The sequence below is a fragment of the Streptomyces sp. TRM68367 genome (assembly GCF_014495685.1).
Classification (GTDB): Bacteria; Actinomycetota; Actinomycetes; order Streptomycetales; family Streptomycetaceae; genus Streptomyces.
Genome location: NZ_JACTVI010000038.1, coordinates 19,096 through 34,949, shown reverse-complemented (window position 1 = coordinate 34,949; position 15,854 = coordinate 19,096). Strand labels below are relative to the sequence as shown.

At 70.1% G+C, this 15,854-nt stretch carries 15 protein-coding genes and 2 pseudogenes; 9 read left to right on the top strand and 8 right to left on the bottom strand.

What is annotated here, in order from left to right; all coding sequences use genetic code 11:
- The first annotated feature begins 9 nt into the window (after nt 1-9).
- From H8R17_RS23570 to H8R17_RS23555, 4 genes and pseudogenes are all read left to right on the top strand, one after another.
- Nucleotides 10-1,437: a dihydrolipoamide acetyltransferase family protein gene (locus tag H8R17_RS23570; protein ID WP_187825202.1), complete on the top strand. Its 1,428-nt coding sequence runs from the start codon at nt 10-12 to the stop codon at nt 1,435-1,437.
- A gap of 379 nt (nt 1,438-1,816) precedes the next feature.
- On the top strand, nt 1,817-2,458 hold the full coding sequence (locus H8R17_RS23565) for a DUF2637 domain-containing protein (protein ID WP_187825201.1): 642 nt from the start codon (nt 1,817-1,819) through the stop codon (nt 2,456-2,458).
- 26 nt (nt 2,459-2,484) lie between these two features.
- Nucleotides 2,485-3,146: pseudogene (locus tag H8R17_RS23560) on the top strand (lipid II flippase MurJ); the annotation flags it as partial.
- Between the two features lie 58 nt (nt 3,147-3,204).
- A pseudogene (locus H8R17_RS23555) lies at nt 3,205-3,555 on the top strand (hypothetical protein); the annotation flags it as partial.
- A 65-nt stretch (nt 3,556-3,620) separates the two neighbouring features.
- On the opposite strand, the gene H8R17_RS23550 reads toward H8R17_RS23555, so the two are convergent.
- Entirely contained in the window at nt 3,621-4,520 is a 900-nt protein-coding gene (locus H8R17_RS23550) for a D-alanyl-D-alanine carboxypeptidase family protein (RefSeq protein WP_187825200.1), read from the bottom strand.
- 214 nt (nt 4,521-4,734) lie between these two features.
- On the opposite strand from H8R17_RS23550, the gene H8R17_RS23545 reads away from it, so the two are divergent.
- Nucleotides 4,735-5,385: a GntR family transcriptional regulator gene (locus H8R17_RS23545; protein ID WP_187825199.1), complete on the top strand. Its 651-nt coding sequence runs from the start codon at nt 4,735-4,737 to the stop codon at nt 5,383-5,385.
- Nucleotides 5,382-6,698: a nitrate/nitrite transporter gene (locus tag H8R17_RS23540; protein ID WP_187825198.1), complete on the top strand. Its 1,317-nt coding sequence runs from the start codon at nt 5,382-5,384 to the stop codon at nt 6,696-6,698. The genes H8R17_RS23545 and H8R17_RS23540 overlap by 4 nt, the downstream gene beginning before the upstream one ends.
- Nucleotides 6,699-6,882: 184 nt before the next feature.
- On the opposite strand, the gene H8R17_RS23535 is transcribed toward H8R17_RS23540, so the two are convergent.
- Entirely contained in the window at nt 6,883-7,707 is an 825-nt protein-coding gene (locus H8R17_RS23535) for a maleylpyruvate isomerase family mycothiol-dependent enzyme (RefSeq protein ID WP_187825197.1), read from the bottom strand.
- Between the two features lie 191 nt (nt 7,708-7,898).
- Here H8R17_RS23535 and H8R17_RS23530 point away from each other — a divergent pair, with 191 nt between their 5' ends.
- Nucleotides 7,899-8,693, top strand: a complete 795-nt coding sequence (locus tag H8R17_RS23530; protein ID WP_187825196.1) for a carbon-nitrogen family hydrolase — start codon at nt 7,899-7,901, stop codon at nt 8,691-8,693.
- Nucleotides 8,694-8,704: 11 nt separating this feature from the next.
- Here the strand turns inward: H8R17_RS23530 and H8R17_RS23525 are convergent, their stop codons facing one another.
- Together H8R17_RS23525 and H8R17_RS23520 are read right to left on the bottom strand one after the other, a co-directional pair.
- The gene (locus tag H8R17_RS23525) at nt 8,705-9,214 is read right to left on the bottom strand and encodes an LURP-one-related/scramblase family protein (protein WP_187825195.1); all 510 of its coding nucleotides are present in this window, start codon (nt 9,212-9,214) and stop codon (nt 8,705-8,707) included.
- On the bottom strand, nt 9,211-10,206 hold the full coding sequence (locus H8R17_RS23520) for a helix-turn-helix domain-containing protein (RefSeq protein ID WP_187825194.1): 996 nt from the start codon (nt 10,204-10,206) through the stop codon (nt 9,211-9,213). The genes H8R17_RS23525 and H8R17_RS23520 overlap by 4 nt, the downstream gene beginning before the upstream one ends.
- Nucleotides 10,207-10,259: 53 nt before the next feature.
- Between H8R17_RS23520 and H8R17_RS23515 the strand changes: the two genes are divergently transcribed.
- Nucleotides 10,260-10,673, top strand: a complete 414-nt coding sequence (locus tag H8R17_RS23515) for a cupin domain-containing protein (RefSeq protein ID WP_187825193.1) — start codon at nt 10,260-10,262, stop codon at nt 10,671-10,673.
- Here H8R17_RS23515 and H8R17_RS23510 read toward each other — a convergent pair.
- The 4 genes from H8R17_RS23510 to H8R17_RS23495 all read right to left on the bottom strand — a co-directional run bounded on the left by H8R17_RS23510 (nt 10,649) and on the right by H8R17_RS23495 (nt 15,181).
- Complete coding sequence (locus H8R17_RS23510; protein ID WP_187825192.1) at nt 10,649-10,906, bottom strand: DUF6458 family protein; 258 nt, start codon at nt 10,904-10,906, stop codon at nt 10,649-10,651. The two genes, H8R17_RS23515 and H8R17_RS23510, sit on opposite strands and share 25 nt — an antisense overlap.
- A gap of 103 nt (nt 10,907-11,009) precedes the next feature.
- Complete coding sequence (locus H8R17_RS23505) at nt 11,010-12,305, bottom strand: M18 family aminopeptidase (RefSeq protein ID WP_187825191.1); 1,296 nt, start codon at nt 12,303-12,305, stop codon at nt 11,010-11,012.
- Between the two features lie 74 nt (nt 12,306-12,379).
- Complete coding sequence (locus H8R17_RS23500) at nt 12,380-14,206, bottom strand: acyl-CoA dehydrogenase (RefSeq protein WP_187825190.1); 1,827 nt, start codon at nt 14,204-14,206, stop codon at nt 12,380-12,382.
- 129 nt (nt 14,207-14,335) lie between these two features.
- Nucleotides 14,336-15,181, bottom strand: coding sequence for an intradiol ring-cleavage dioxygenase (locus tag H8R17_RS23495; protein ID WP_187825189.1), 846 nt, complete (start codon nt 15,179-15,181; stop codon nt 14,336-14,338).
- 121 nt (nt 15,182-15,302) lie between these two features.
- On the opposite strand from H8R17_RS23495, the gene H8R17_RS23490 reads away from it, so the two are divergent.
- Nucleotides 15,303-15,779 (top strand): SseB family protein, encoded by a 477-nt coding sequence (locus H8R17_RS23490; RefSeq protein ID WP_187825188.1) that lies wholly within the window; start codon nt 15,303-15,305, stop codon nt 15,777-15,779.
- The last annotated feature ends 75 nt before the right edge of the window (nt 15,780-15,854 follow it).

Here is a 15,854-nt window from a genome sequence, read left to right as displayed (position 1 = left end):
GGAGAGGGCGTGACGACGATGACTGAAGGGTCCGTACGCGAGTTCAAGATGCCCGACGTGGGCGAGGGACTCACCGAGGCCGAGATCCTCAAGTGGTACGTCCAGCCCGGCGACACGGTCACCGACGGCCAGGTGGTGTGCGAGGTCGAGACGGCCAAGGCGGCCGTCGAACTCCCCATCCCGTACGACGGAGTGGTGCGCGAGCTGCACTTCCCCGAGGGCACCACGGTCGATGTGGGCACGTCCATCATCGCGGTGGACGTGTCGGGCGGAGCCGCGCCCTCCGCGGCTCCGCCGGCGAAGCCCGCCGCGAAGCCGGAGAAGCCCGAGTCGGCCGAGGTGCAGGAGCCGAAGCCGGAGGGCTCGGGCCGCCAGCCGGTCCTGGTGGGCTACGGGGTGGCCACGTCCTCGACGCGCCGCCGCCCCCGCAAGGGCCCCGATAGCCTCGCGGGCCCGGCGCAGCAGGCCGAGGCCGCGCTTCAGACCGAGCTCAACGGCCACGGCACGCCGGCCGCCGCCGCCAGGCCCCGCCCGCTGGCCAAGCCGCCCGTCCGCAAGCTCGCCAAGGACCTCGGCGTCGACCTGGAGACGGTCACGCCGACCGGCCCGGACGGCATCATCACGCGCGAGGACGTCCACGCGGCGGCGGCCCCGCCGAAGCCCCCCGAGCCCGTGCAGGAGACCCCGGCCGCGGCGCCGGCTCCCGCTCCTGCGGCGACGGTGTCGTACGACGCGGCGCGCGAGACCCGCATCCCGGTCCGGGGCGTCCGCAAGGCGACGGCGGCGGCGATGGTGAACTCCGCCTTCACCGCCCCGCACGTCACGGAGTTCGTCACGGTCGACGTGACCCGCACGATGAAGCTGGTCGAGGAGCTGAAGCAGGACAAGGAGTTCACGGGCCTGCGCGTGAACCCCCTGCTGCTCATCGCCAAGGCCCTCCTGGTCGCCGTCAAACGCAACCCGGACATCAACGCGACGTGGGACGAGGCCGCGCAGGAGATCGTCCGGAAGCACTACGTCAACCTGGGCATCGCGACGGCCACCCCTCGCGGCCTGATCGTCCCGAACATCAAGGACGCCCACACCAGGACCCTGCCGCAGCTGGCCGAGTCCCTGGGCGAGCTGGTCGCGACGGCGCGGGAGGGCAAGACCTCCCCGGCCGCGATGCAGGGCGGCACGATCACCATCACCAACGTCGGCGTCTTCGGCGTCGACACCGGCACGCCTCTGCTGAACACCGGCGAGTCCGCGATCCTCGCCGTCGGCGCGATCAAGCTCCAGCCGTGGGTCCACAAGGGCAAGGTGAAGCCGCGTCAGGTCACGACCCTGTCCCTGAGCTTCGACCACCGCCTGGTCGACGGCGAACTGGGCTCCAAGGTCCTGGCGGACGTGGCGGCGATCCTGGAGCAGCCGAAGCGGCTGATCACCTGGGCCTGACCGCCCGGCCCGTCCGCGCACCGGCGGCCCCCGCTTTCCGGCGGGGGCCGCCGACGTGTGTACCCGCCTTCGCCTCCACCAACACGCCCCCATGAGATGAATTCAAATTCGACGCGGGAGATCCTCGGCGTATGATGCGTTCCTGAAATTCGGCCATTCGTGGTGCAGGTTATACATGGCCGCGAAGCGACAGATGGGCACGCAGCATGGAAGAGCCTCCAACCGAATGTAGGCTGATCGACGAGGACGTACAATCCGACTACTACTCGGATTTGCTGGACAGTTTTCTGAACGAGATCAGTCAAATGAAAAGTGAATATCTTAGGGCCCTGGACGAGGCATCCTGAGCCGGTTGTGGAGGAATTATCCGATGGACGGGATGCGCAACGATGCCGGTCTGTACGACCCGCATGCCTACGACGCCGACCACCTGGATCAGGAACTGGCCCGGCTGCTGACGATCGAGCAGCCCAGCCAGGAGCCGGCTGCGACCCAGCCGCTGATCCCGGTGCAGCGGCCTTCCCACAGAAGTAACCGGCGCCAGCTCCGGGCGAATTCACATTTTCTCGACGGCGGTCAGAGAATCACTCATGTGACGATCCTGATCGCGGTCATCACACTGTGCGCCGTGTGCATGCTGGGCTGGTCCATTTCTTATTCTTATCGTCAGCTGTGCGCGATCGCCTCGTCCGTGCTGCCGCCGCATTTGGCGCGCTGCTGGCCGCTCACGGTGTACGGGCCGTGGTTCGTGGCGGCCCTTTCCATCCTGCGGGCGACGGTTCAGCGCCGGAGCACGCGCCGGTCCTGGTGCGTCCTGCTGTGCGCCTCGGCCGTGGCGGCGGGCCTGTGCGTCAGCTACTCGACGGGTTCGCTGCTGGCGTTCGTCCTGGTCGGCATTCCGCCCATCACCGCGCTGGTGTGCTTCTGGGAACTCGTCGGCCAGGTCTCGTCCCGCTACCGCCGCTCCCGCCACGGCGCCCACGCCCAGGGAACCACCACACGCCGCCCGTCGACCCCCTGACCGTGCCCGCCGCGTAGGTTGGCCCCATGATCGAGGGGGCGAGGACCAGAACCGGATCCGCGGCACCGGCGGACAACAGCAAGGGCGGCTCAGGCTTAGGCCGCTCCACGCTGCTGATGGCCGCGGGCACCGTCATATCGCGGGCCACCGGGCTCATACGGCAGGTGCTGCAAGGCGCCGAGCTCGGCACCGGGCTGCTGGCCAGTACGTACAACACCGCCAACACCGTGCCGACGAGCCTGTACACGCTGCTCATCGGCGGTGCCCTGAACGCCGTGCTCGTGCCGCAGCTCGTGCGGGCGCGGGCCACACAACCCGATGGCGGGCAGGCGTACGAGCAGCGGCTGGTGACGCTCGTCGTCACCGTGCTGGGCATTGGGACCGCACCCTCGGCATCGCCGTACAGGCCCTGGCGCTCGTCCCCTTCGCGCGCGCTGCCGGTTTCCGGTTCCGGCCCCGGTTCGACTGGAAGGGCACCGGCCTCGGATCCGGGATCCGCGCGGCCAAGTGGACACTGCTGTTCGTCCTGGCCAACCAGGTCGCCCTGACCGTCGTCACCAACTACGCCAACGCCGCCGACCAGGAACTGCCGACCGCCGGCGCCGGCTACACAGCGTACAGCTACGCGCAGAGCATCTGGCTGCTGCCGCAGTCCATCGTCACCGTCTCCCTCGCCACCGCCTTACTTCTGCCGCATCATCCAGTCCGGCCTGTACTGCAAGGGCTACGACGGCGGCGGCCTCGACGGCCGCGCGGAGTCCAACCTGGCGTCCGGGACGGCGGTGCGGATCCGCCCGGACTTCTACCCGAGCGGCGTCAAGGGCGGTTTCTTCCCGCAGCAGGAGACGGTGGTCCGCGACATCCTCGCCGAACTCGACGGCGCTGTCCGCTGGGGCGGCGACGACCGTACGCCGGACGAGTCCCTGTTCTCCATCGACGTCAAGCCCGGCGACAAGCGCCTGGCCGACGTCGCCTCCCGCATCCGCGGCTGGAGCCTGGAGCCCGGAGCGGGCGCCGGCTCCGCGGTCAACGTGCTCGCGGGCAGCCGCCGCAGGGCCGCCCGCGCCCTGGAGCGGCTCCAGCGCAGCGCCGCGTAACAACGCACACGAGGAAGGGGCCCGCCGCTCGGAGCGGCGGGCCCCCTTCGCGTCTCGTACGCGGATCAGACCTTCGAGAAGCCGTAGTTCAGCAGCTTCTTCGCGTCCGAGGAGCGCGCGTTCAGGCCGGTGGAGGCGAGGACGGTGCCGTAGACGGTCTTTCCGTTCCGGGTGGCGGCGAAGACCAGGCAGTACTTGGCCTCCGGGCCCGAGCCGGTCTTCACACCGATCGCGCCGCGGTAGGTGCCGAGCAGCGGGTTGGTGTTCTTCCACGGTGCCATCGTGCGCGTGCTGCCGGACTTCGTGGTCGTCTTCGCCGTGTACGACTTCGTCTTCACGACCGTGCGGAACGTGGCGTTGTCCATCGCCCTGCGGGCCAGCTTGGTCAAGTCGCGCGGCGTGGAGTAGTTCTTGCCCTTGCCGATGCCGTCGAACGAGTCGAAGTGGGTGTTCTTCAGGTCCAGGCTCTTGGCGGTGCTGTTCATCTTGCCGATGAACGACTTCACGCGCGCCGCCCGCGTCGAGCCCGAGCCGAACTTGTCGGCGAGCGCGTACGCCGCGTCGCAGCCGGACGGCAGCATCAGGCCGTACAGCAGCTGACGGACGGTGACCTTGTCGCCGACGATCAGCTTGGCGTTGGACGCCCAGTTGTTCTGGACGATGTAGTCGCTGTACGCCTTCTGGATCTTGACCTTGGTGTTCAGGTTGAGGTTGCGCTGCTTCAGCACCACCAGCGCGGTCATGATCTTGGTGGTGGAGCCGGTGGAACGCCGGGTGTCCGCGGACTTGGTGAACAGCGACTTGCCGTTCGCGTTCATCACATAGCCGCCCTTGGCGGCGATCGAGGGTTTGGCGGCGGCCTGCGCGGACGTCGCGGAGAGGACTCCGGTCGCGAGCATGGCGCCGGTGGTCACGGCGACGCCGGCGGCCCTGCGGAGACGGATGCCCTGAATGCCGGTTATCAAGTTAGGTACCCCGAATACGTCGAAATGCGCCTGCGGTGCGGCCAGTTGAGCGTGAGGTGCATGAGGACAGAGGGGCCGCACCTGTCTGACTCGTAACTAGCACAGATGGTTGTGCGGTTTTCGAGCGGGGGCCGGTTTCCGTCGGATGAGTGGTGCGTCATCCGCATGCTGGACGGACGTATTGACGTACCCCTGTTGTATCTATCCTGTCGGCATGACCCTCGCCGTGAAGCAACCGCCCGCCGCCGACCGTGTCTACACCCACGTCAAGCAGGGCGTCCTTGACCGGCGTTACGAGGGCGGGACGCTCCTCACCGAGGGCGAGCTCGCCGAGGCCGTGGGGGTCTCCCGCACGCCCGTTCGGGAAGCGCTGCTGCGCCTCGAGGTCGAGGGGCTGATCAAGCTCTACCCGAAGAAGGGCGCCCTGGTCCTGCCCGTCTCCGCGCAGGAGATCGCCGACGTCGTCGAGACCCGGCTGCTCGTCGAGGAGCACGCGGCGCGCAAGGCCGTACCCGCGCCCTCCGGGCTCATCGAGCTCCTCGAGTCGTTGCTGGCCCGGCAGAAGGAGCAGGCCGCCGCCGGTGACCTCGCCGCGGCCGCGGTCACCGACCGCTGCTTCCACGCCGAGATCGTCCGCAGCGGCGGCAACGAGATCCTCTCCCGGCTCTACGACCAACTGCGCGACCGCCAGCTGCGGATGGGCGTCGCCGTCATGCACTCCCACCCCGACCGGATCGCCAAGACCCTCGCCGAGCACGAGGAGATCCTTCAGGCGCTGCGCTCCGGGGACGCGGAGGCGGCCGTGGGCCTCGTCCACCGGCACGTCGGCTGGTTCTCCCACCTGGCCCGGGGCGAGGTCCGATGAGCGCGCGAGGAGGCGCGATACAAGGGGCCGCTCTGCCCGGCGACCCGCCGGGTGGCCGCCGCGCCGTCGCCGTGTGGGGCATCGGCGTCGCCGTCTACTTCGTCGCCGTCATCTTCCGTACGTCGCTGGGGGTGGCCGGCCTCGACGCCGCCGACCGCTTCCACGTGGGCGCCTCGGCCCTGTCCACCTTCTCGATCCTCCAGCTGCTGGTCTACGCCGGCATGCAGATACCCGTCGGCCTGCTGGTCGACCGGCTCGGCACCAAGAAGGTGCTGGCCATCGGCGTCGTGCTGTTCACGGCCGGGCAGCTCGGGTTCGCGTTCTCCCCGTCGTACGGCATGGCGCTCGCCTCGCGGGTGCTGCTCGGGTGCGGTGACGCGATGACCTTCATCAGCGTGCTGCGGCTGGGCGGGCGGTGGTTCCCGGCCCGGCGCGGGCCGCTGATCGCCCAGCTCGCCGGGCTGGCCGGGATGGCGGGCAACCTGGTGTCCACGCTGGTGCTGGCCCGGCTGCTGCACGGGATCGGCTGGACGGCGGCGTTCGCGGGCAGCGCGCTCGCCGGTGTCGTCGTCCTCGTCCTGCTCCTGCTGTTCCTCAAGGACCACCCCGAGGGGCACGAGCCGGAGCCGCTGCCGCACATGGGCGCCGCGTACGTACGACGGCAGATCGCCGCGGCCTGGCGCGAGCCCGGCACCCGGCTGGGGCTGTGGGTGCACTTCACCACCCAGTTCCCGGCGATGGTGTTCCTGCTGCTGTGGGGCATGCCGTTCCTGGTCCAGGCCCAGGGGCTGTCCCGGGCCACGGCCGGTGAGCTGCTCACCCTCGTCGTGCTGTGCAACATGACGGTCGGGCTGGTGTACGGCCAGATCATCGCCCGGCACCACGGGGCGCGGCTGCCGCTGGCCCTCGGCACGGTGGGGGCGACGGCGGCGCTGTGGGCGGCCACGCTGGCCTACCCCGGCGAGCACGCGCCGATGTGGCTGCTGATCGTGCTGTGCGCGGTGCTGGGCGCGTGCGGGCCGGCCTCGATGATCGGCTTCGACTTCGCCCGGCCCGCGAACCCGCCGGAGCGGCAGGGCACCGCGTCCGGCATCACGAACATGGGCGGCTTCACGGCCTCCATGACGACCCTGTTCGCGATCGGTGTGCTGCTGGACGCGACCGGCGACGACTACACCGTCGCCTTCTCGTCCGTGTTCGTCCTCCAGGCGCTCGGCGTCGTCCAGATCCTGCGGCTGCGGAAGCGGGCGGCGCGGCGGGAGCGGGAACGGCTGGTGGCGAGCCGGGTGGAGACGGTGCACGTCCCGGCGTGACGGTGCCCTGAGCCGGGGCAGGGTGGGCGGCGCTTGCCCGCGCTGGCGGGGTGCCTCCCCCACGCTCGAACGAGCTCGCGCGGAGGCACCCCGCCAGCGCCCACCCGTGCCGCCCTGGGGTACCTCCCAGGCCCATAAGGCACTGGGGGAGGCACGCATGCCCGCAGCTACGTTCGTCGAGTGGTTACGGCGTCACCGCGAAGTTCCGCAGGATCGCCGCCGCGAGCTCCGGGTCGCCCTCCGTCTTCACACGGTCGGCCACCGCCTCCGGCGTCACGCGGCCGCAGGCCATGCGGACGTAGGTCTCCCAGTCGAGGGTGAGGGTGGCGGCGGGCCCGAGCGCGGGGGCCGTCTCCACGGTGCCGCGGCCCTGGATGTCGACGCGGACCGTACGCAGGAACTCCACCGGGCCGTGCACATCGAAGACGACGGCCGAGCTGCGCGGCGCCTTCGAGAGGTCGGCCACCACGCGCGGAAGCTCGCCGAGCAGCACCTCCCGCGCGACATGCGCGCCGGGGGAGTCGAGGTTGCCGGGCCGGCCGAGTGCCGCGCGCAGGTCCTGCTCGTGCACCCACACGTCGAACGCGTGCCGGCGCATCGACTCCTCCAGGGGCAGCTCGGCCCCGAGCGAGCCGCGCACCTTCGTCCCCGGATCGCGCGTCTCGCCCCGCAGCTGGCGGTTGCGGCGGATGACGGTGTACTCCAGCTCGGCCGTCATCTCCGGCGCCGTGTGGTGGCGGCGGACGTCGACCTGCATCTCCATGTAGCGCTGGTGATCGTTCGTGACGTGGAACAGGTCGCGCGGGAGCGTGTGGATGGGGCGCGGGTCGCCCAGCATCTCGCAGTCCAGGCCGATGACGTGCGAGACGACGTCGCGCACGGACCAGCCCGGGCACGGGGTCCGGCGGTTCCAGTCTGCCTCCTCGAGCGATGTCACCAGCTCGGATATCGCTTCGATGGAGTGGGTCCAGGCGTCGGCGTAGGGCTGGAGGGTTGGATGCAGACTCACGGAACGGGACCCCTCGGCGGTCGGTACACGGGCAGGTTCTGGCGGCGTTGCCAATGGGAGGCTGCCGTCGGCGGGTGTCTTGGAACGCTAAGTTACGCTGCTGTGAGGCACCCCGGCAGTGCTTTCGTGTGACGATCGTAGGCCTGTGGGGAAGCCATTGTGGACGCCTCGAATGCCAGGACGGTGGTACTGTGCGCGCTTCGTTGCTCCAAATCGCCGTGAACGAGGGCGAGTCGGTCGAATCGCGTCGGCGTCGGGTCGCCGCGCTTGTGCGGGATCAGGCCGGGGCCGATCTCGTCGTGCTGCCCGAACTGTGGACCACGGGCGCGTTCGCCTACGAGGCCTTCGGCAGCGAGGCGGAGCCGCTCGACGGGCCGACGTACGAGGCCATGGCGCAGGCCGCGAGCGACGCGGCGGTCTGGCTGCACGCTGGCTCGATCCCGGAACGGGACCCTGAGGGCCCCCTCTACAACACGTCTCTCGTCTTCTCCCCCTCCGGCGACCTGGTGGCCACCTATCGCAAGATCCACCGCTTCGGCTTCGACAAGGGCGAGGCGGTGCTGATGGGCGCGGGCGATCAGCTGGTGACCGTACGGCTGCCCGGTACGACGCTGGGCGTGGCGACCTGTTACGACCTCCGTTTCCCCGAACTCTTCCGCGGCCTCGTCGACGCCGGCGCCGGAACCTTCGTCGTCCCGGCGGGCTGGCCGGAGCGCCGCCGGTCGCACTGGACGCTGCTGGCTCAGGCGCGGGCGGTGGAGAACCAGTCGTTCGTGCTCGCGTGTGGAACGGCCGGGACGCATGCCGGAGTTCCGCAGGCCGGTCACTCGATCGTGGTCGATCCGTGGGGGGAGGTGCTGGCGGAGGCCGGCGCCGCCGAGGAGGTCCTCAGGGTGGAGTTCGACCCGGCGAAGGTCGCGACGACGAGGGAGCAGTTCCCGGCCCTGAAGGACCGGATGCTCGGCCTGGCACCCCCACGCCGCTAAGGCCCCCGGTCCTAGTCCTCGCCCTTCTCCCGGTCCTCCCGCTCCTTCTCCGCCAGGTGGATCACGCACACCGCGACCGCGATGAGCAGCGCCGGATCCGCGTCGTCGCGGACGACGTCCACGCCGTACGTCTCCCGCACGTGCAGCCAGCGGCGGGAGATCACGGCGAGCAGCTCCCCGTCGTACTCGACGGCGAACTCGCGGTCGAGGATCTTGCCGCTCACGTCGAGTTCGGTGCCCTCGACCAGGGACACCCGGTAGTGGTTGCGCAGCAGCGACAGCCGTTTGCGCCGGATCCGCGCGAGCGGCTCCCCGGCCCGCTCGATCAGCATGGTGTCCCGCAGGGCGAACATCTTCTGCCGGATGTCGATCAGCACCCGCCCCTGCGTGTCCTTCAGCTCGAAGGTGTCGCGCAGCCGCATCGCCTTGCCGTCGACGAGGAACACCTTCCGGCCGTGCTCGTCCTCGATCCAGTAGTCGTCACCGATGCCGAGGAGCCGGTCCCGCACAAGAAATCTCATGCAGTGACCGCTTCCCCACCACCCGCTGGGAAACGCCGCCGATAGGCCGACGGGCTCAGCCCGGTCACCCGCCGCACCTGCACCCGCAGACTGGCGGCGGTCCCGAGCCCGCTACGGGCCGCGACGACATCCAGCCGCTCCTCACCCCGCTCGATCAGCCGGCAGGCGAGGGCCACGCGCTCTCCCGTCAGCCACGCCAGCGGCGTCGTCCCGAGCTGGGCCCGGAAGCGCCGGTGCAGCGTCGCCGGGCTCATCGCCGCCCGCGCCGCCAGATCCGCCACGGTCAGCGGCTCGCCCAGCCGCTCCTGCGCCCACGCGAGCAGCGGGGCCAGGGACTCGTCCCGCACGTCCGGCACCGGGCGCTCCACGAACTGCCGCTGCCCACCGCTCCGGTGCGCGGCGAACACCAGCCGCCGGGAGACGGCGTTGGCGACTTCGGCGCCGTGATCACGTCGTACGACGTGCAGCCCCAGATCGAGCGCGGCGGCGCTGCCCGCGGCGGTCAGGATGTCGCCCTCGTCGACGAACAGCACGTCCGGCTCCAGCAGCACCTTCGGGTGCAGCTCGCGGAACGTCTCCGCCCACATCCAGTGGGTGGTGGCCCGGCGCCCGTCGAGCAGCCCCGCCTCGGCCAGCGCGAAGCTCCCGGTGCACAGGCTCATCACCCGGGCCCCGCGCGCGTGGGCGCGCCGGATCGCCGCCAGGACGGCGGCGCCGCGCGGCACGACGTTGTCCGGACGGCCCGGCACGACGAGGGTGTCCGCCCCGTCCACGGCCTCAAGACCCGCCGCGCCGGTCAGCGTGAAGAAGCCGTGGTTCATCCGCACCTCGGGGCCGGGCGTGCACTCGTACAGCGGCCCGGGCCGCCCCAGCTCGGGCCGCGGCAGCCCGAACAGCTCGGTGGCGACACCTACCTCGAAGGGATTGGTGCCCTCGTCGACGATGACGGCGACCCGATGCGCCCGCGGCGGCTGAGAGGATCCTTGCGGCATGTGCGATTCCTGGCACTCGCGGGGCCCGCTCACCACCACCGAGGATGACCGCCATGAACAGCGAACCCGTGTCCCTCCCCGACGCCCTGGCCTCCTTCACCGAGCAGTGGAGCCCCCGCATCGTCACCGCCGTCAACGACTACGACGTCCGCATCGCCAAGGTCGAGGGCGAGCACGTCTGGCACGCGCACGACCACACCGACGAGTTCTTCCTCGTCCTGGACGGCGAACTCCACATCGCCCTGCGGGAGGCGGCGGGCGAGCGCACGGTCGTCCTCCCCAAGGGCTCGGCCTTCACGGTCCCCCGCGGCACGGCACACAAGCCGTACGCCCCCGTCCCCACCGCGATCCTTCTGCTGGAACCCACCGGCACCCGCACCGTCGGTGACCGTCACGACGACGTACCGGAGCACGTCGACGTCACCACGGGGCACGCGCTGGCTCACACGCCGTATCCGTCGCTGTAACCGCCGCGGTGGTGATGGTGGCGGTGGGGGTCGTCGTCGACGACCGGTGTCGTCGGCGGGACCACCACGCGGCGGCGCCGGTAGATGCTGCTGAACGTCGTGGTGCCGATCAGGCCGGCGATCATCAGGATGACTCCGACCAGGTCGAGGTTGACCCCTTCCATGTGCCAGTCGGTCGCGAACGTGAGGATGGCTCCCACGGCGATGAGGACAATGCATCCGCCGAGGCCCATGAGTTGTCGCCTCCCTGTCCGGTCGTTCCGGTCGTTCCGGTCGGAGGCGGGTACCCGTCCGCACATCGCCCATGCGCCACCGGGGAGTTGACCGTCTCCCCCGTTACCCCTGCAGAAACGCCGTCAGCGCCCGTGTCAGCAGCACCGGGTCCTGGTCACCGCACAACTCCCGCGCGCTGTGCATCGACAGGATGGCCACGCCGATGTCGACGGTCCGGATGCCGTGCCGGGCCGCGGTGATCGGGCCGATGGTCGTGCCGCAGGGCATGGAGTTGTTCGACACGAAGGACTGGAAGGGGACGCCCGCCTTCTCGCAGGCCGCGGCGAACACCGCGCGGCCCGATCCGTCCGTGGCGTAGCGGTTGTTGACGTTGACCTTGAGGATGGGGCCGCCGTTGATGCGCGGGTGGTGCGTCGGGTCGTGCCGCTCGGCGTAGTTGGGGTGCACTGCGTGGCCCGTGTCGGACGAGAGGCAGACGGTGCCCGCGAAGGCGCGTGCCCGGTCCTCGAACGACCCGCCCCGCGCGAACACCGAGCGCTCCAGCACGCTGCCCAGCAGCGGCCCGTCGGCCCCGGTGTCGCTCTGCGAACCGTTCTCCTCGTGGTCGAAGGCGGCCAGCACCGGGATGTACGGCAGGTCCCCGGAGGCGGCCGTCGCCGTCAGCGCCGCCGTGGCCGCGTGCGCCGACAACAGGTTGTCCATGCGCGGGCCGGCCACCAGTTCGCGGTCCCGGCCCAGGTAGGCCGGCGGCTCCACCGAGTGCACCATCAGGTCCCAGCCGGTGACGTCGCCCGCGGCGAGGCCTGACTCCTGTGCCAGGAAGGCGATCAGGTCGCCGTCGCGCACGTCGCTGCCCAGGCCCCAGACGGGCTGCATGTGCCGCTGCTTGTCGAGCTTGAGGCCCTCCGCCGTCACCGAGCGGTCCAGGTGGATCGCCAGCTGCGGGACGCGCAGCAGGGGGCGGTCCACGTTCACCAGCCGGGTGGCGCCGTCGCGCAGCGTCAGCCGGCCCGCCAGGCCCAGGTCGCGGTCCAGCCAGGAGTTCAGCAGCGGCCCGCCGTAGACCTCCACGGCCACCTGGCGCCAGCCGTGCGCCCCGGTGTCGGGCAGCGGCTTGACCCGCAGGTTGGGGGAGTCCGTGTGCGCGCCGACGATCCGGTACGGCGTGTGCGGCGCGGCACCCTCGGGGACGTACCAGGCGATGATCGCGCCGCCGCGCAGCACGTACTTGCCGCCGGCCGTCCCGTCCCATGCGTCCGTCTCCGCGACCTGCGTGAATCCGGCCTTCTCCAGCCGCTCGGCGGCGTTCGCCACGGCGTGGTACGGCGACGGGCTCGCCGTGAGGAAGGACATCAGGTCGTCGGTGTGGCCGCGGTCGAGGCGTGGGGGTTCGCTCATGGGGTTCACCTTAACGATGGACGAGGGTCCGCTCCCCGGGAAAGGAGAGCGGACCCTCGTACGACACGGCGTGCCTAGAACGCCGCCTCGTCCAGCTCCATCAGGTCCAGGCCGACGCCCTCGGACACCTTGCGGGCCAGGGTGACGCCCGGCAGGACGTTGGCCGCGAAGAACCTCGCCGCCGCGATCTTGCCGGTGTAGAAGGACTTGTCCTTCGCAGAGGCAGAATCCAGCTTCGCGGCGGCGACCGCGGCGCCCTTCAGCAGCAGGTAGCCGACGACCACGTCACCGCAGGCCATCAGCAGGCGGGTGGTGTTGAGCCCGACCTTGTAAATGTTCTTGACGTCCTGCTCGGTGGCCGCCAGGTCGGTCAGCATCAGGCCGACGATCGCCTCCAGGTCGACGGCCGCCTTGGCGAGCTGCTCGCGGGCCGTGGCCAGCTCCTCGCCGCCCTCGCCGAGCGCCAGGAACTTCTTGATGTCCTCGGCGAGCGAGTTCAGCGCGGCGCCCTGGTTGCGGACGATCTTCCGGAAGAAGAAGTCCTGGCCCTGGATCGCGGTCGTGCCCTCGTACAGCGTGTCGATCTTGGAGTCTCGGATGTACTGCTCGATCGGGTACTCCTGAAGGAACCCGGAGCCGCCGAAGGTCTGCAGCGACTGGGCGAGCTGCTCGTAGCCCTTCTCCGAGCCGTAGCCCTTGACGATCGGCAGGAGCAGGTCGTTGAGGGCCTCCAGCGCGGCGGTGTCCTCGCCCGCGGCCCCCTTGACGGCGATCTCGTCCTGGACCGACGCGGTGTACAGGACCAGCGCGCGCATGCCCTCCGCGTACGCCTTCTGCGTCATCAGCGAGCGGCGCACGTCCGGGTGGTGCGTGATGGTGACCTTGGGCGCGGTCTTGTCCATGAAGTTGGCCAGGTCCGGGCCCTGGACGCGCTCCTTGGCGTACTCCAGCGCGTTCAGGTAGCCGGTCGACAGCGTGGAGATCGCCTTCGTGCCGACCATCATCCGCGCGAACTCGATGATCCGGAACATCTGGCGGATGCCGTCGTGCTTGTCGCCGATCAGCCAGCCCTTGGCGGGGTGCCGGTCGCCGAACGTCATCTCGCAGGTGTTGGACGCCTTCAGGCCCATCTTGTGCTCGACGTTCGTGGCGTACGCGCCGTTGCGCTCGCCCAGCTCGCCGGTCTCGAAGTCGAAGAGGTACTTCGGGACGAGGAACAGGGACAGGCCCTTGGTGCCGGGACCGGCGCCCTGGGGGCGGGCGAGGACGTAGTGGAGGATGTTCTCCTCCATGTCGTGCTCACCGGACGTGATGAACCGCTTCACGCCCTCGATGTGCCACGACCCGTCCTCCTGCGGGACGGCCTTGGTACGCCCGGCGCCCACGTCCGAGCCGGCGTCCGGCTCGGTGAGGACCATGGTCGAGCCCCACTGCTTCTCGACGGCGATCTGCGCGATCTTCTTCTGTACGTCGTTGCCCTCGTCGAAGAGGATCCCGGCGAAGGCCGGACCGGAGGAGTACATCCAGATCGCCGGGTTCGCGCCGAGGATCAGCTCCGCGTACGACCAGATCAGCGACGGGGGCGCGGTCGTACCGCCGATCTCCTCGGGCAGGCCCAGGCGCCAGTACTCGGAGTCCATGAAGGCCTGGTAGCTCTTCTTGAAGGAGGCCGGGACCGGCGCGGTGTTCGTCTCGGGGTCGAAGACCGGCGGGTTGCGGTCGGCGTCCGTGAAGGACTCGGCCAGCTCGTTCTCCGCGAGCCGCGTCAGCTCCTCCAGGATGCTTTTCGCGGTGTCGACGTCCATCTCCTCGAACGGGCCGGTGCCGTACAGCTTGTCCCGCCCGAGTACCTCGAAGAGGTTGAACTCGATGTCGCGCAGATTCGACTTGTAGTGCCCCATGGCGACGGCTCCGTAGAGGGATCGGCGAGGCACTGACTCCTCGCACCCAGTTCATGTACCAACAAGTAGCTACGAATGATGCTACCCGTCGGTAATAAGAAGCAACCCCTATCGGTCATCTGTGACAGGTCACACCGCGACCGTCAGCGTCGCCGTGTAGCCATCCCCGGCGCTGCCCTTCGCCGCCGCCAGCTGCTGATCGTGGCCGTCGCTGAAGACCGAGTCCGACTCCAGGGAGAGCTCGGCGAGATGCGTGACACTCCGGTCGTAGCCGTCGGTCGCGTACACCGTGTCGCAGACGTCCTTCGGCAGCGCGAGCTGTGAGGTGTTCGTGATCGACCGGGCCGCCGTGGCGTCGGCCAGGCTGCCGAAGACCTCGAAGTGGATGTGCGGCCAGCGGCCCTGGTAGCAGCCGGGGAAGACGCTCCTGAAGGTCACCTGTCCCCTGTCGTCGGTCTCCTGCACGCCCCGCAGGTAGTTCTCGTCGGTGACGCCCTCGGTGTACAGGGAGTACCGGCCCTCCCGGTCGCAGTGCCAGACGTAGACGGCGGCGCCCTTCTTCGGGGTGCCGCACCCGGAGGCGGCGTCCACGACCGTGAGCGTGACGGTCAGGGGCACGCCCCCGGCGGTGCCGCCCGCGGAGTCGCCGAAGCTGGAGGTGATGTCGTCGCGTACAACGCCGCTCTCCTTCAGGACGTTCACGCCGCCCGAGCCGTCGCCGGGGAAGGGGCCGGCGGTCTCCTCCGGGACGGTGGCGCACTCGGCGGCCGAGGAGGACGACGAGGGTGGCGAGGGGGACGGGCTTCCCGGCGAGTCGGCCGCCGGGGTCTCCCCCTCGGCGGTGCAGCCCACCAGCGGTACCAGCCCCGCCCCCGCCATCAGCCGGATCATGCGCCGGCGGGCGAGGACGGGAAGGTCGTAGGAGAGCCCCCGGTCGTGCTCGTGGATCTCGCCGTCGTGGTGGTGTCCGCGCATGACCGCAACCTACGGCCGCCTCCGGTGGAATGACAGAGTCCGCGGCTGTCAACACCCTGTCGTTCCGCCGGGAGGCCCGTACCGGCCCGTCCGCCCTCGCACCCTCGGTACGCTTGCGCCCATGTACGGATACGGCCCGACCATGAATGACGACGCTGCCCAGCAGGGCTACGTACCGCCCCAGCAGCCGATGGGCGGCGGGTACGGACAGCAGCAGGCGCCGCTGTACCCCGAGCCGTCCCCGCCCTCGCTCACGGACGCGGTGCGGGCGTTCACGACCGGGCAGCTGACCGCCGAGGACTTCCAGCAGGTCTTCGCGACCTCCAAGGTGTACTGCCCGCGCGGTGACAACCCCGGTTTCCTCGCCCTGCACAACACCCAGCAGCCGGTGATCCCGATGTTCACCACGCTGAAGGAGCTGCGCCGGTACGCGGGCAAGGAGTCGAAGTACTTCGTCATCACCGGCGCCGAGGTGCTCGACCTGCTGCCGACCGGCTACGGCTTCGTGCTGGACATGGAGGGCGAGCACCGGATCGTCTTCGACGCGAAGGCGGTCGAGCAGATGGTCGACTTCGCGATGCGGCGTATGTACGGCTGACAACCGACGCCCCTGTGAGCCCGGAGGGAATGACCTCCGGGCTTTTTACGTTCCAGGTAGCGGAAAGTTCAACGC